This is a genomic window from Fodinibius halophilus (assembly GCF_011059105.1).
Taxonomy (GTDB): Bacteria; Bacteroidota; Rhodothermia; order Balneolales; family Balneolaceae; genus Fodinibius; species Fodinibius halophilus.
Genome location: NZ_JAALLS010000013.1, coordinates 89,946 through 104,462, shown reverse-complemented (window position 1 = coordinate 104,462; position 14,517 = coordinate 89,946). Strand labels below are relative to the sequence as shown.

Here is a 14,517-nt window from a genome sequence, read left to right as displayed (position 1 = left end):
TTCCCGAGAAGCCTGGAAATTTTTGTGAGATATGTTTTAAACGTGGTACTAATTTAACGGGCTCATATAGAATTGCAAACAAACTGTTAGCAATAAGAATGAATATTCCTTTCGAGAACTGAGACGGCTACCTCAATTTTGAAACCACTTCAAAAGCCTGGGCCAAAGATTGTTACTGAAGTTTTGTTTTAAGAACCCAAAGTGCCCGATCGATGATTGCCCGTATTCTTGCGGCTGAACGAGCTGCAGCTCGGAGTGAACAGAAGGATAGTACTGCAAGAGCTTTTTAACGGCGCCGGGAGGTCCAAAGTAGTGGTCGTCGGCAAAGCCCAATGAAAGCAGGGGAAAAGTAAGCTGCTGATAGCGTGTAGCATCTTCATCACTTAAATGATCCCATAGATAATTAGGAGATTTCCCCCACCGGGCCCATTGGCGGGCTACGCCGCTGGGAATATTGACGGAGGAGATCCCCAGGGCCCGGGCCGGAAACTCATCAAACCAGGGAGTAAGTAAAGGCAGGCCATGCCATATCAGCCAAACGCCCCAGCGGTAAGGGAACTCCCACAGTTTCCAGTAGCCGGAGGGGCCGGCTATAAATATCGCTTTATCAATGGTGTGGGCCTTTGGGCTAAGTCCCAGAATTTGACTACCGCAACTATGGCCCAGATAGTATAATTTTTGAGGTTCCCATTCCCGGGAAACCCATCCTAAGGCTGCATCAAGGTCCAGTGACCCCCAGTGAGCCATTTTTATCTCTGATCCGGAAACACTTTCGTCTTGTGATTGGTGCACTCCACGATAATCGAAGGTGAGTACGGCAAATCCTTGTTCGGCAAAAAAACGGGCCAGCTTAAAATAAATGTAGCGGGGTACCCCGAGGGCAGAGCCGATAACTATTGCATCTGTAAAAGTCTCAGCTGTAGGTAAAAATAGGGTTGTTGCCAGGGGGAAGCCGTCTTTGGCTTGTAAAGTTATGTCGCTTTTTTTAACGATCGTTTCCAATGTGTGGTTATTCTTCAAGGGGTTCCCAAAGTTCAATTTTATTATTTTCGGGATCCATAATCCACGCAAATTTTCCAAAATCGGTATCTTGCATATTGCTCACCTGGTCGATTCCTTCAGATTCGAGAACTTGCAGTAGCCTTTCAAGATCATCGACAATGAAATTGAACATGAAGTTTTTGGAGCTGGGCTTCATGTACTGGGTATCTTCTTTGAAAGGACTCCAGAGCGTATATCCATTTACCGGTCGCTGCTCTTGGTTGTTCCATTTAAAGGAATAGCCGCCAAAACTTTTGTCAATAGGTACGCCCAGATGTTCTTCGTACCAGCTGGCAAGTTCAGCCGGATTTTCTGCTTTAAAAAAGATACCTCCTATTCCTATTACCCTTTTCATAGTAAAGATCTCTTTAATTATAGTTAGGTCCCTTCTTAGTTAAAGAGGTTCATTAATCAAGGTAGGAAATTTTCATAGAAAAAGTAGGTAATCTTGCCGTGGATTTGCTATTCAACATTTAACACGAACGTGCCACTTACTCATTCCACAGCAGAGCAGCGGAATGAGTAAGATTACTGGGAAAGGTAAAGGATACATTTCGACTGTTCTTTAGGCATAACGAATTCTTTTACGAGGAATGGGAGGTGATCAGGAGTATTTTGTACCGGTGAGATAAATGAAACAAGCAGCTCCGTCCACGGACCATCAAAATACTCTCACTGGACATTCGGAGTTGGGTAAAGAATTCTCGGCCTTTATTTTTTTGTCCCTTTTGTATCAAGACAAAAGGGACACTCATGCATACTTTTTACCTGCTAGCTAATCTAAAAGTCTTGTCTGAGATCATATACCGAACGCCCAGCTTTTAATTTGGCAGTGAAGTGTAATTAGGTTTAAAGCAACAAAAAAAGCCGCTCCCTTTAACAGAAGCGGCTCCAGGTTCGCAATAATCCACTTAGAAATAGTATGTAGCCATTACTGCAGTACCAGTTGAAAGACGATTGCTGCCGTTGTCGTTAAGCAGGAAATTGAGCTGCCCTTCAACGCCCAGGCTAAAGTGTTCACTTAAGTAGTACTCGCCGCCGCCGGTAGGGCCAATGAGGATATCCGTTTCGTTATCGCCCACATTGGGAGAGGTGTAACGCAATAGTCCTCGGGCTCCCAAAAAGGCACCGAAGTCGCTTCCTATATCCTGATAAAAGCGAGGGTATATTCCAATATTCAGTGTTGTAAAATTATCTTCGCGATAATCCAAGCCAAATATTGGTGCAATACTTACACTTTCGGAGGTCCAGAATGGAAGCTGAAAATTTATTTGTTGTCCTTGGACAGAGGCTGATATCCCAACATTACCGGCTGCCGGTTGGTTTTGAGCGAATGCAGTTGATGAGGCCATAAATAGTAGTAGGCTGAATAGAAATGATTTGGTAACAATTTTCATATATACTCCTGTTTTAATTATAAATAATGTCTTGCTTATAGAGGATTGAATGACTGATTGTTCCCCCAGCAGTTTTTTCGTCTATTTTTTGCTGAAAAAAAAGTGGACAACACATATACTGGAAACTCCTATCAGCTACATAACAATATACTCTCTCATGTTGCAAAGGTGCGTCAGTATGGGAGGCAACCCTTGTTATCTTTGTTAAGTTAATAGACCCACCCCGCCTCGTGCCTCGGCAATTCTCCTCGGAAGGGATTCTTCTTTTGTTCCTTAGCAGCTACGCGAATCTTTTCAAGGAGATCCTGAAAGAGATACTTCGCCAAGCTCAGGACATGGTTCAGGATGACAAGGAATTGTAAATTAAATGGATTTTCCTTTATTAGGGCGTATGAGGCTCCCGACGATGTGGGGAAAAAGGATAATTTCTGGCTATCTTCCACTACTATGTTAAAACTTCGAGGTGCATAGCTGCAACTCCTTTGGGTCCCATCAACACCCTATCACAGTTAAAGCCACAAAGAGGACTAATACCTTACTCTATCAACGTCTGGCATCGCGAGCGAAGTGCGGCGATCTCCATGAAGCAACGGGTTGATGTATAAAGGTTGCTCTTTAGATCCTACTCGAACTACGAAAGGAAGACTGTCGCGGTCTTCCGAAAAATCGAGGGAATCCCACCGAGATGACAAGGCGGAATTTTGTTCTGTAGCCTGCATAAGCGAAGCCTTCATTGACAACTAAAAGGTGAATAGAGCTGTTCTCTTATTGTCACTCCGAATGCAATGAGGAGTATCAATTCGTATAGTAGCACAGTATTCTTGCAGTAGCTGCATGCCGGTAATCTGAGTTGATACTCCTCGTCGTCGGGCTTTTCGGAGTGACGAGGCCGTGGCATACCTTCCCTGCCTGCTGGTAGGGAGGGACCAAGCGAGCACACCGAAACTTTCTTGATATACGAAGCCATACCTGCACCCAAGGGTTTCGGCAGATTAGCACTTTAGCATAGTAGATAGTGCAGGTGTAGTGGATCATAAAAAAGGTTTCACAAAATCTTACTTTAATTCGCCGGACAGAACTCACAGCCGCCCGACGAAAGATAGTGCTAACATATCAGGAGAAATACATCTATTCTTGCTTTTGGGAATGTTGACAAGATATGTCATGGCCGCACTGGAAGTAAGGCCTACATTGAAAATCTCCCTGATATAATTTTATGATTTACAAAAGCGTATCATTTAGCTGCTAGGCAATCCTCCTTAGCAACCCTGTATAGTAAATCCTTCTGTTCTTCCGCCGGTGGGCGGACAGGCTCTTCTCCTGGAGGGCTTTGTCAAGCTTTTGTGGCAAACAACTGAAGTCCCTCTTGGAGAAGAGGGATTGAGGGAGATTGATTCTTCGATCTGAAAACCTAGTATAGCAAAATTGAAACTTGTAATGAGTAAATGAAAGGTTCGGTCAATCCTCCTGTCCCCTTTTTCCAAGGAGATCCCGACCCGTCAGCCTAAGATATTAGGCATCAGCTAACGCTTCTTTACAGGCAGCCAAATCTCTTTTTGCCGGTTCATAATCCGGGGCTATTTCCAGGCACTGCTCAAAATAAGAGATCGCTTCTTCATACTCCTGCAGATGCTTTAAGATAAAGCCGATGTTATTATACGCTTCGTAAAATTCGGGATCCTGTTCTATAGCCAGCTTATAGCATCGACCCGCTTCTGCAGTGTTATTACAACGGAGATGAAAATTGCCAAGATTAAAGTATCCCATAGGATCTTCGGGCTTAATCTTGGTGATATATTCAAAAAGCTCCAGCGCTCGCTCTTCATCTTCTGCCAACTCATATACATCCGCCAGGTTATTAAGGGCGGGTACATAATCGGGCTGGATATCGAGGGCATTGAGATAGTGGTTAACGGCCTTCTCGATATTTTTCTGCTCATAAAAGGTATTGCCCAGGTTGAAGTGCACCTTGAAGTTATCGGGGTCTTGCGCCAGCGATTGCTGGTAAGCTTCAACGGCTTTGTCGTATTCTCCCAGCATATGATGCCCCACGCCAAGTTCGTTTAAAAGCTGGGCATCTTTGGGGGATTCTTGAAGTTCGTCTTGTATCTCAGAAATCTGTTGTTTGATCTGTTCCATAGATCCCTAAAATAAGAAAAGATCAGCTTCAACTCATCATTAAATAGTAGATCAAATTGTGAAATATGAATAGGGGATTAGGTATACTGGCCAATAAATTTAAAATAAGACCATAACCCCAGGTAGGCATCATCTTTTTGTGTTTCTACTGGGCGGTAATATTTATTGAGCAGCGGTAAAATATGGCCGTTAAGGTCAACATGGTTCATGCCCATCCACTGTCGAAACCATTTATAGGGGGAAGTATTAAAATCAACAACAGCAACATATCCACGCTTATTAAGATCTTTTGAGACTTGTGCCATAATATCTTCAATGCCATCGGCAAACATCGTAAGAGAATAGGAGAAGAGAATAAGGTCAAAAGGTTCTAAATTCAGTTCTTCAGAACCATACTTCGCTTGTACAAGTTCAACTTGTTTGGTGTCGCTCAACTTGTTTCTGGCAATATTAAGCATTGCAGGGGAGAGATCAACACCTACAAGGTGGGCATCGGGAAAATGATATTGCAAGCGGTCCAGGTTTTTACCGGTACCGCAGCCCACTTCCAGGATGCGAGGTTGTGAGGGCAGGACCGGAATCATATCGAGCAGCTGATCGCGGCCAAACAGAAAGCTCCAGCGCGTAGCGTCATAGATACGGGAGTGGAAGCGGTAGTACTTTTCTACATTGGTGTCGTGCGAATGGTCAGTATAGGTACCTTGTATTTCCATTATTGTACAACCCCCAGATGGGTTGATTCATAAGTGCCCACGCGATCTCTGGAATGTAACGATTTGGTTTGCTCGGGATAAAATTCAACAGATTCGTAAACAAAGTCGGGAAGAAAATGTAGGGATGGACCCGCTGAGCGAAATAGTATTTTAGCACCGCTTTGGGCCTTGTCAAGAATCCGTTTCCATTCTTCTTTCAGAAGTTGTGGCTGGGCGTTGGCCATCCAGTCTTGGTGGTCAAGCAGAATAAAATGGGAATAGGGTCCCGGATTTTGTTCTAAGAATTGAGAAAGGGAGGTGGTGTGCGTCTCAATACTATTTATGTGGGTTCGCAACTGGGCAAAGTTGCGTTCAAGTAGATAGTTCGGACAGCAGTCCGTGCTATAAGATCCTGTTAAGTAAACCCGCCAAAAATAGTTGTCTTGCAGTGGAAGTTTCGTAAAAATGTGGTGTAGTGACTGCCGAATAAAGTCAAGTATGCCCCCTTGATATTCCCTTTCAATCATATCTCGTTGCGTTGCCGGTACGCCCAGCATCGTCATAGTAGCATTGCGACGAACCAGCCATTTAGAAAAAGTTGACCAGAGCTGTGGTTCAATTTCTTCAAAATAGTAGGCTTGCTCTTCCAGGCTTTGTGCATTCAGCATCTTCAGTACTTTGGGATAGAGTCCCTTGCGCTGAATGTGATTGTGGATAAGGCGTGCGACATTGCCGGAGGTGCCTCTAAAATAAAAGCTGGGAAAAGCAGAAGTGGGGGTAAAGTAATTGATGTTTTTATCCCAATATCTGCGGTGCTTTGCCGGTAACAGTTTTTGAATTTGTTGATGATAGATTAGCTCGGCGCCGTCTTTGGAACCGGTACCGAAAAAATCCCAGAGCAGGGGGTAGTTATTGTTTTTAAAAAAAGCTTTTTTTAGTTCTAACAGTGCATTTTGTGCCGGATTTATATCTACGCAGTGGATCTGGGAGGGAGCATCAAGCAGGTAATCCAAAGCATTGCAGCCCGCACTGGTAAGCATTACCATACGACTCTCCGGGCTGATATCAAGGAGCTGCCGATCTACTCGGGGATCTTCCCAGCAGGTATTGTAGATAAGGTTGCTGGAGATAACCGACTCAAAAAGTCGATTTTGTAGATGGGTTACTATGTTTGATAATTTTTGCATGACGAATCATAACATAATATATGCATGTGTATTGTATATGAACCTAAGGTAAAATTACTGTTAAGAAGAGAGAAGTTTGTTACAAATTAAGGCTGTGATTCCTTTTGAAATTTGTATCTTTCACTAAACAGAAAATCAATTACTTAATGCTATGGCTGAAGAGAAGAACAGTACACAAGAACAGATCGAAGAGAAGAAGAAAGAAGCGCTAAAGCGTTATGAAAAACTTATCAACAAGCTAAAGGATGAACGCAAAGAGCTTGCGGATGAGCTTGACAGAGATTACCGAGAAGCTCGACGTTACGTCCGGTCCCATCCCGAAGAGGGAGTTTTGTTTTCGCTATTAGGAGGTATTGCCATTGGATACCTATTGGGTAAATTCGGCAAAAAGTAGAAAGAGCTTTTTTAGCAATACTATTTTAGGATACGTAATTAGAATATAAAACAGAAGATAATATTGTGAGTACTACAACAATCAATTCGGATCACCTGAATGAGTTATTCGAGCGTGTGGATGCGCTCAGGGGGTATCTTTGACTATGAGCAACGAAAAGTAAAAATAATTGAACTGCAAGAGCAGACGCAGGACCCCAATTTTTGGGATGATCCCGATGAGGCGCGAAAAATCATGAAGAAGATTGACCATGAAAAGGAGATGGTCGCGCGCTGGGATCAACTGGATGAGCTTCGGGACAGCATTCGCGTGTACCAGGAGTTTTTAGAAGAGGGCGAAGATGTAAAGGATGATATTAAACGGGAAGTGAAACAGCTGGAGAAAAAGCTGGATGCCCTTGAATTGCAAAATATGCTACGTGGTGAAGATGATCACCGCGATGCTTTGCTTACGTTTAACCCCGGCGCGGGGGGGACTGAAAGCCAGGATTGGGCCGAAATGCTCTATCGCATGTATACCCGATGGGCCAAAGATAATGACTATGAGGTCTCCGTGATTGAATATCAACAAGGAGATGTTGCCGGGCTCAAAAGTGCTACCATCCAGGTAGAAGGAGAGTTCGCCTATGGGTTTCTGAAAGCCGAAAGTGGCGTGCATCGGTTGGTGCGTATTTCCCCTTTTGACAGCAATTCGCGGCGCCATACCTCATTCTGCTCCGTTTTTGTTTCGCCCATTGTGGATGATACCATTGAAATTGATATCGATTCAAGTAATGTAGAGCTGCAACGCTTCCGCGCCAGCGGTGCTGGTGGGCAGCATGTAAATAAAACGGAAACAGCCGTTCGCCTGGTTTGGGAAGGAGAACTTTCTGACGGCAGCAAAGAGCAGGTGGTAGCCGAGTGTCAGCAGGAGCGCTCGCAGAAGCAAAATCGTGATAAGGCCTGGGTACTGCTGCGTTCTAAAATTTATGAGCTGGAAAAGCAGATTAAAGAACGTGAAAAACAGAAGCTCGAAGATTCGAAGAGCAAGATCGAATGGGGATCCCAGATACGATCCTATGTTTTTCATCCCTATAATATGGTCAAAGATCACCGCACCGATCACGAGACCTCAAATGTAGAAGCAGTGATGGACGGTGAACTGGATGAGTTTATCAATGCCTACCTGCTTTCTATCTCCTCATCCTCAAAAACAGAATAATGGTTACTGTAGGTGTTACTGGTGGCATTGGGAGTGGTAAGTCTACCGTGTGTGAGATATGGTCGCAGATGGGGGCTTATATTCTCAATGCCGACGACCTGGCTAAGGAGTTGATGGTGAGTAAGCCTGAGATTAGAGATGAGCTTGTGCAGACCTTTGGAGCAGAGGCCTTTGCGGATGACGGCAGCCTGAACCGGAAATATCTTGCAAAAGAAGCTTTTGAAAGGGATAGGGTAGATGAACTTAATGCGATCGTCCATCCCCAAATACCCGGAGCAGCACAAGAGAAGATGGCAATAGCTGAGCAAGAAGGGTACGAGGTTTTTGTGTATGAGGCGGCACTACTATTGGAAAACCTGGAACCGGGCGCACTCGATTTTATCGTATTGGTACTGGCCGACGAACAGCAGCGACTGGAGCGCGTGCAAGAACGAGACGAAAGTTCGGCCGAAGATATTAGGCAGAGAATGGCTAAGCAGCGTAATTTCGAAGAATCAACTGATAAAGCGGATATTATAATCCGGAATAATGGGACGTTAAAAGAGCTCAAAAAGAAAGCTGAAATTGTGTATGAAAAGTTTTTACCTTTGAGTGGGAAAAATGAAAATAATTCCCACAAATAATGAAAATATCAAAAACGGATTAGTCTCATAATCAAAGAGTAGACATGGTAGATCGTAAATTGAACCGGGTTATAACGCTCGAAGAATATATCATTCAGTCGCAGAACAAGTTTCCCGGTGCTACAGGGGAGCTTTCGCAGCTTGTCAGAGATATTGGGCTTGCTGCAAAAATAATATCAAGAGAAGTCAACAAAGCGGGTATTACCAACATTCTGGGCGAAGATGGGTCAACGAATGTACATGGGGAAACGGTGAAAAAGCTGGATCTTTTTGCCGACAAGCAGTTGATTTCTGCGCTCAACCGCTCGGAAATTACCTGTATGGTGATATCGGAGGAGAACGACGGCATTGTGGAGCTGGATAACGAAGGGGGCAAATATATTGTGTACCTCGATCCGCTCGACGGTTCTTCAAATATTGATGTCAATGTATCGATTGGGAGTATCTTTTCTATCTACATGCGCGAAGATACCAGTACCGATGTGTTGACCGAAGATGACGCCCTGCAGCCGGGCGTTAAGCAGGTGGCAGCCGGCTACGTGTTATATGGCTCTAGTACATTGATGGCCTATACCACTGGTTTGGGGGTTTCGGTCTTTACGTTGGACCCTAGTATCGGTGAGTTTATTCTTTCAGATGATGATGTGAAAATTCCAGAACGCGGAACGATCTACAGCGTTAATGAGGGCAGCTACCATTCGTGGGAAGAAGGGCTAAAAAAGTATGTGAAATACTGCCAGGTTGAGGATCCGGAAACCGATCGTCCGTATAAAGCACGCTATATCGGTTCTATGGTAGCTGATGTGCACCGTACGTTGATAACCGGCGGCATTTTTATCTACCCGAACAGCAGTCAATATCCCAATGGTAAATTACGGCTGATGTATGAATGCAATCCGTTGAGCTTTGTGATCGAACAGGCCGGGGGAATGGCTATTGATTGCAATGGACGTATTTTAGAAATTGAACCCGAAAAAATTCATCAACGTACACCTATCTTCATCGGTTCTAAAAAGAACGTATTGAAAGTAAAAGAGTTTCTGGATGAGTATAAAAAGCAGGAAGAGGGCATGGAAGTGTAAGCCTGTCTTTTTATTTTCCTTTATATAATTCGCCGGACGGCAACCTCAGCCGTCCGACGAGGCCAGGTATTCTAAGAAATAATTAGCTGGTTAAGAATAGTAGCTTGTCCCTCAACGCCTCTCATCGTGAGTGGAGTAAATCGCAGCGCGACGATCTCCACCTACATAGCTAAAAAATAGACCGGAGAGTTTTTCCCTTATTTATCCTACTAAAGAGATGTCATCCTGTCTGTCAGCTGAGCAATTGGAGTCTCCTTATCTCGTTTCAATGCTCTGCGTTGAAACGAATTACATGAATCACTGGAACACCGCTGTGCTGCATTAATCACTGAAACACAGCAACCATAAAACTTCTGGGCAGAAAACTCCCGGTCATCCTCCGCCACTACGTTAAAACTTCGAGGCGCATAGCTGCAGCTCCTTCGGTTCATACTCACAGCTCTTTCACCGATAGAACCACAAGGAAGAACGCAAGAGTTCAAGAAGTAAATTCTAATGCATATAATGAGCATCTATAAAATACCTCTTCCACCTACACTGAAGTCTCGGTGCACAGGGTAGAGAAGAGGGGTTTAGCTTGCTCTACAAAGCCTTGTGCGTAGTAATGGGAGATTGATTACGCCTTATCGGGCACTATAATGTAGCACGGTCATCCTTGACCGTGTACCCGTTGAGCAAGGTCTGGCGGTAATTTATACGGCGACATAGCACGAGCGAGACGCTCGCGCTATGGGCAGGACCTACAAAGGGAAATAATATCTTATTTTGTCCCTATACAAATGAAGACTTAAAACATAGTAGCTCTATTCTATATTCAGCTTAAGATAACATAAGGGCTGAACATCCCTCAAGCTTCGCGGCACTCCCTTCAAAGGGAGATGAATAACCCGCAATAAATACTCCAAGTATTGGTTCGTTTTTTTCTTGACTGAAAAAGTGAGCAAGACGAATGTATTGAAACTTTTTTTCCGCCTTTTTATAGAAATCCTGAAAGAGATACTTCACCGAGCTCAGCACATGGTTCAGGATGACATGAGGTGGTATTAAAGCTTGGAAGCCTCGAAAAGCTTTCAAGCAGTCAATAGTCAAAATTGCTTTAAGGTGTTTCCCTCTCGGGGAGGAGAAACTCCTTAGTTTGGGAACATTACAAAGCAAGATCTATTCTGATTTCTAAACTCCTGACTCCTCAGTTTTGAGTACTGAATTCAGATTTAGCAAGGCCCTCGAAATGAGAAAAAGAGCCTAAGCTCCATTGCAATGCATTGCTATTCGTCAAAGCTCACTTTCATCCCTTCTTGTAGATCATGAGATATACAGTACCCGGCGTTCGTTTCGATTACATACTTTGCCGGCTGTTCTGAAGCAAAACTCTTTTCCGAAAAGGGTTGGGTGCTGTGATGGATGCGAACAATTTCGTAATCCTTATTCACAAAAATAATGTCCAGAGGTAAGGGGGTATTGGCCATCCAGAAGCTGCGGGGCTGGTTATTTTCGAAGATAAACAGCATCCCCTTGGATTCTGGAAGATCTCGTACATCCATCAGGCCCTGATTGCGTTCAGCATCTTCATCTGCCACGGCAACATCTACAGTAGAGAGCGTATCGTTCTGGGTAGACAGAAAAGAGACCGAACGCTCATAAGTGATCGTTCGCCCTTCCTTTTTAGTGCTCTTCGAATTCGATTTCTTCTGGGCTTGAGAACATGCGCTCAGAAGCATTACGGCCATTATTACGGCCAACAACTTTAAATGTGGTTTCATCAGTAAATCCATTGAGTTCATAAGTGATTGTATACGTTCCCGGATTGAGATAAGAGTTAGTTTCACTTTCTTTTTCTGCTTCTTTTACTAACAAGTTCCAGTTAAAGGTGTTGAAACCGTACTGTGCTTTGTCAGTAAGCTCTTTCTTTGTCTCACCGTCTTTATCTTTTATGGTAATGGTAACAGTTTCATTTTCAGCTTTTTGATCATCAACCCAGTATAACCATTCTACTTCGGGTTCATTAACAGGGCGATAAGCAACACGTTGGTTGCCCCAGCTGCCAGAATGACGAACCTCATTGGTTGCCAGTGCTATTATTTCTTTGTCAGTTTGCTTGGCGACGGTACGTACAGGTTCTAGGTCCATTACATAGATGCTGCGCCCATGCGTGCCAACAACCAGTTCATTGTCTCGTGGATGAACAACCATATCATAAGAAGCCACATTGGGGATTTTATTAATCAGATGCCAGTTCTCACCGTCATCAAAACTGGTATAGGTTCCATGGTCGAGGCCCGCGAATAAAAGGTCCGGATTTTCTTGGTCTTGGACAATCACGTTAGCAACATCTTCAGGCAAATTCCCTTTGATCGATTTCCAGCTTTGTCCGTAATCAGTTGTTTTGTAGACGTAGGTTTTAAATTCATCGAAACGGTAGCCGTTTAGAGAAGCATAAGCTGTGGCAGGGTCGTGGGGAGAAGCCTGTACTTCGCTGACCCATCGTCGTTGAGGTAGATCTTCAGAAACGAGCTCCCAGCTCTTGCCGCCGTCTTTTGTTACCTGGATGTTGCCATCATCAGTACCCGCCCAGATAACGCTAAAGTCTTTGGGGGACTCTGAAATGGTTGTAAGTGTAGAATAGGGCACGTTGCCGCTGGGCAGATCCTTGGTTAAATCGGGACTGATGGTCGTCCAGCTCTTGCCGCCGTCCATGGTGCGATTAATTTTCTGCGATCCAAAATAGAGAATATCCGGATTGTGATTGCTCATCTCTACCGGGGTGTTCCAATTAAAGCGGTAGGGGGCTTCTCCAATTTCGTGGCGTGGTGTTATGCGGTTATACTTACTTTTAGACCTGTTTATTTTGAAATAGTTACCGAACTGGAAACCAGTATAAACAATATCACTGTTTTCGGGATGTACTGCTACATGCATGCCATCACCGCCAAAGAGACGTTCCCAATGGTTGCCGTCGTTGGGTGAGCCCTGCGAGGAGCCGGTATAAACGCCATTATCTTGTAGGCCTCCATAGACATTATAGGGCTTTTCCATATCCACAGCTACGGTATAAAACTGTCCCACCGGGGCGTTATTATGATGGATGAAGTTCTCACCTCCATCATGACTTTCGTACAGCCCTCCGTCATTACCGAGCAGCAGATGCTCAGAATCATTGGGATCAATCCACAAGGCCTGGTGGTCGACATGTACATCCTGGTTTTCGGCTACCGGTGCCCAGGTTTTACCTCCATCTTCTGATTTTAGCATCGGAACACCCATAATATATAGTTCATCGGGATCGTCGGGCGCAATACGAACTTCGCCGAAATAGTATCCGTAGGTAAAAATCAGGTTATCCAGATCATAACTGTTCACCATTTTCCAGCTTTTACCGCCGTCCTCAGACCGATATACCTGCGCACCTTCGATACTGGTGTTAAAAAGAGCATCGTTGGCATCCCCGCCCAGGTAGTCCGCTAAAGCCTTGGGGGTATACTCACCGTTTCGGACGTCTTCTTTAACAGATTCAGCAGTATACTTCTTTTGGAATCCATTACTGCGTAAAAATTTGTTCAGTTTTTTATTATCAAGTTCAAGGAATTCCTCTTTACTCATTTCAACAAAATCTTGTTGGGTAAGCTGATCTTCATCAACCTCCTTTTTTGTCTTCGATTCCTTTTGGTTATCCAGGAATGCATACATGATGTCAGGGTTACTTTCACTTACATCAATACCTATGCGTCCAACGAACTCTCCCTTAGGGAATCCTTTCATCGATTTTTCCCAGCTCTCTCCACCATCTTCAGACAGGTAAATGGCCGAACCTTCTCCCGCTTCATCAAAGTTCCAAGCCTGTCGATGTCGTTCCCAGGTGGTAGCCCACAACTTGTTGGGGTTATCGGGATGGATCACAAGATCGATAACACCGGTACTGTCGGCGGGAGTAAGAGTGCGATTCCATGTTTTGCCGCCATCAGTTGTTTTATAGACGCCCCGTACATCGTTGGTAGAGTAGAGGGGACCGAGGCTTGCAACCCATGCGATATCCGGATTACTGGGATGCGTGACAATTCTTCCGATATGTTGAGAACCGGGAAGTCCTGCAAATTTCCAGCTATCTCCTCCATCCTCACTTTTATAAACGCCTGTTCCTGCATAGCTTGATCGACTACTGTTATTTTCGCCGGTTCCCACCCATAATATATCTTTGTCGGCGTTGGAGATGGCAATATCACCTATGGTAAGTGTTCCCTGGTGATCAAAGATCGGTTCAAGGGTGTTGGCACTGTTATCGGTTTCAAAAACTCCGCCCGAAGCAAAAGCGACATAGAATTTTCGTGCTTTTCCTTCTTCTACCGCAAAGTCTGTAATGCGTCCCCCCATTACTACGGGGCCGATATTACGAAGAGGATATTCTTTAAATACAGAACTGCTACGCATTTGTTGGCGCTGTTCAATCGATTGGATACGTTCGGTTGAAGTAGTAGGGGTTATATCAACACTCTGGGCAATAAGGGCCGGGGTGCTTATAAAAAAGCTGAATAGGATTAGCAGGAGTGTTCGCATAGGAAATATGTTTTGGATTGTATTATACAAAAAGATTCGAACCTCAATTATAGCAAAAGCTGACATAAAATTTTTATTAAAAAATTAAAAAACTGCACGGTTTATATACGTTTATTATCTTATGAAAACAACTAAAGTAGTTTAACGAAGATAGGGAGCATGATAATCCCATTTTAAACAGTTGTTTTTTAGGCGGATTAACAATATCTTTGAT

General features: G+C 44.1%; 12 protein-coding genes. 4 read left to right on the top strand and 8 right to left on the bottom strand.

Annotated features, from left to right (window positions below; translation table 11 throughout):
- Nucleotides 1-132: 132 nt before the first annotated feature.
- The 6 genes from G3569_RS11215 to G3569_RS11190 form a co-directional block, all read right to left on the bottom strand.
- The gene (locus G3569_RS11215; RefSeq protein WP_205720154.1) at nt 133-1,002 is read right to left on the bottom strand and encodes an alpha/beta hydrolase family protein; all 870 of its coding nucleotides are present in this window, start codon (nt 1,000-1,002) and stop codon (nt 133-135) included.
- A 7-nt stretch (nt 1,003-1,009) separates the two neighbouring features.
- Nucleotides 1,010-1,396, bottom strand: coding sequence for a VOC family protein (locus tag G3569_RS11210; protein ID WP_165269145.1), 387 nt, complete (start codon nt 1,394-1,396; stop codon nt 1,010-1,012).
- Nucleotides 1,397-1,952: 556 nt separating this feature from the next.
- Complete coding sequence (locus tag G3569_RS11205; RefSeq protein ID WP_165269143.1) at nt 1,953-2,438, bottom strand: hypothetical protein; 486 nt, start codon at nt 2,436-2,438, stop codon at nt 1,953-1,955.
- 1,512 nt (nt 2,439-3,950) lie between these two features.
- Nucleotides 3,951-4,577 (bottom strand): tetratricopeptide repeat protein, encoded by a 627-nt coding sequence (locus tag G3569_RS11200; RefSeq protein ID WP_165269141.1) that lies wholly within the window; start codon nt 4,575-4,577, stop codon nt 3,951-3,953.
- A gap of 77 nt (nt 4,578-4,654) precedes the next feature.
- Nucleotides 4,655-5,290, bottom strand: a complete 636-nt coding sequence (locus G3569_RS11195; protein WP_165269139.1) for a class I SAM-dependent methyltransferase — start codon at nt 5,288-5,290, stop codon at nt 4,655-4,657.
- Nucleotides 5,290-6,456 carry a BtaA family protein gene (locus G3569_RS11190; protein WP_165269137.1) on the bottom strand — a complete coding sequence of 389 codons (1,167 nt, stop codon included), beginning with the start codon at nt 6,454-6,456 and terminating at the stop codon, nt 5,290-5,292. Before G3569_RS11190 ends, G3569_RS11195 begins: the two co-directional genes overlap by 1 nt.
- Before the next feature lie 151 nt (nt 6,457-6,607).
- On the opposite strand from G3569_RS11190, the gene G3569_RS11185 reads away from it, so the two are divergent.
- From G3569_RS11185 to fbp, 4 genes are all read left to right on the top strand, one after another.
- The gene (locus G3569_RS11185) at nt 6,608-6,850 is read left to right on the top strand and encodes a glycoside hydrolase family protein (RefSeq protein ID WP_165269135.1); all 243 of its coding nucleotides are present in this window, start codon (nt 6,608-6,610) and stop codon (nt 6,848-6,850) included.
- 80 nt (nt 6,851-6,930) lie between these two features.
- Nucleotides 6,931-8,050 (top strand): peptide chain release factor 2 gene (gene prfB / locus G3569_RS11180; protein ID WP_165269183.1). Its coding sequence is split into 2 segments (ribosomal slippage): nt 6,931-6,990 and nt 6,992-8,050, totalling 1,119 coding nucleotides; the frame shifts between segments, so codons are not numbered across the junction.
- Nucleotides 8,050-8,673, top strand: coding sequence for a dephospho-CoA kinase (coaE, locus tag G3569_RS11175; protein WP_165269133.1), 624 nt, complete (start codon nt 8,050-8,052; stop codon nt 8,671-8,673). The genes prfB and coaE overlap by 1 nt, the downstream gene beginning before the upstream one ends.
- 44 nt (nt 8,674-8,717) lie before the next feature.
- Nucleotides 8,718-9,755 carry a class 1 fructose-bisphosphatase gene (gene fbp / locus G3569_RS11170; protein ID WP_205720153.1) on the top strand — a complete coding sequence of 346 codons (1,038 nt, stop codon included), beginning with the start codon at nt 8,718-8,720 and terminating at the stop codon, nt 9,753-9,755.
- A gap of 1,265 nt (nt 9,756-11,020) precedes the next feature.
- Here the strand turns inward: fbp and G3569_RS11165 are convergent.
- Both G3569_RS11165 and G3569_RS11160 read right to left on the bottom strand, forming a co-directional pair.
- Nucleotides 11,021-11,515 carry a DUF192 domain-containing protein gene (locus tag G3569_RS11165; RefSeq protein WP_165269131.1) on the bottom strand — a complete coding sequence of 165 codons (495 nt, stop codon included), beginning with the start codon at nt 11,513-11,515 and terminating at the stop codon, nt 11,021-11,023.
- Nucleotides 11,418-14,303, bottom strand: coding sequence for a WD40/YVTN/BNR-like repeat-containing protein (locus G3569_RS11160; RefSeq protein WP_165269129.1), 2,886 nt, complete (start codon nt 14,301-14,303; stop codon nt 11,418-11,420). The genes G3569_RS11165 and G3569_RS11160 overlap by 98 nt, the downstream gene beginning before the upstream one ends.
- Between the last annotated feature and the right edge of the window lie 214 nt (nt 14,304-14,517).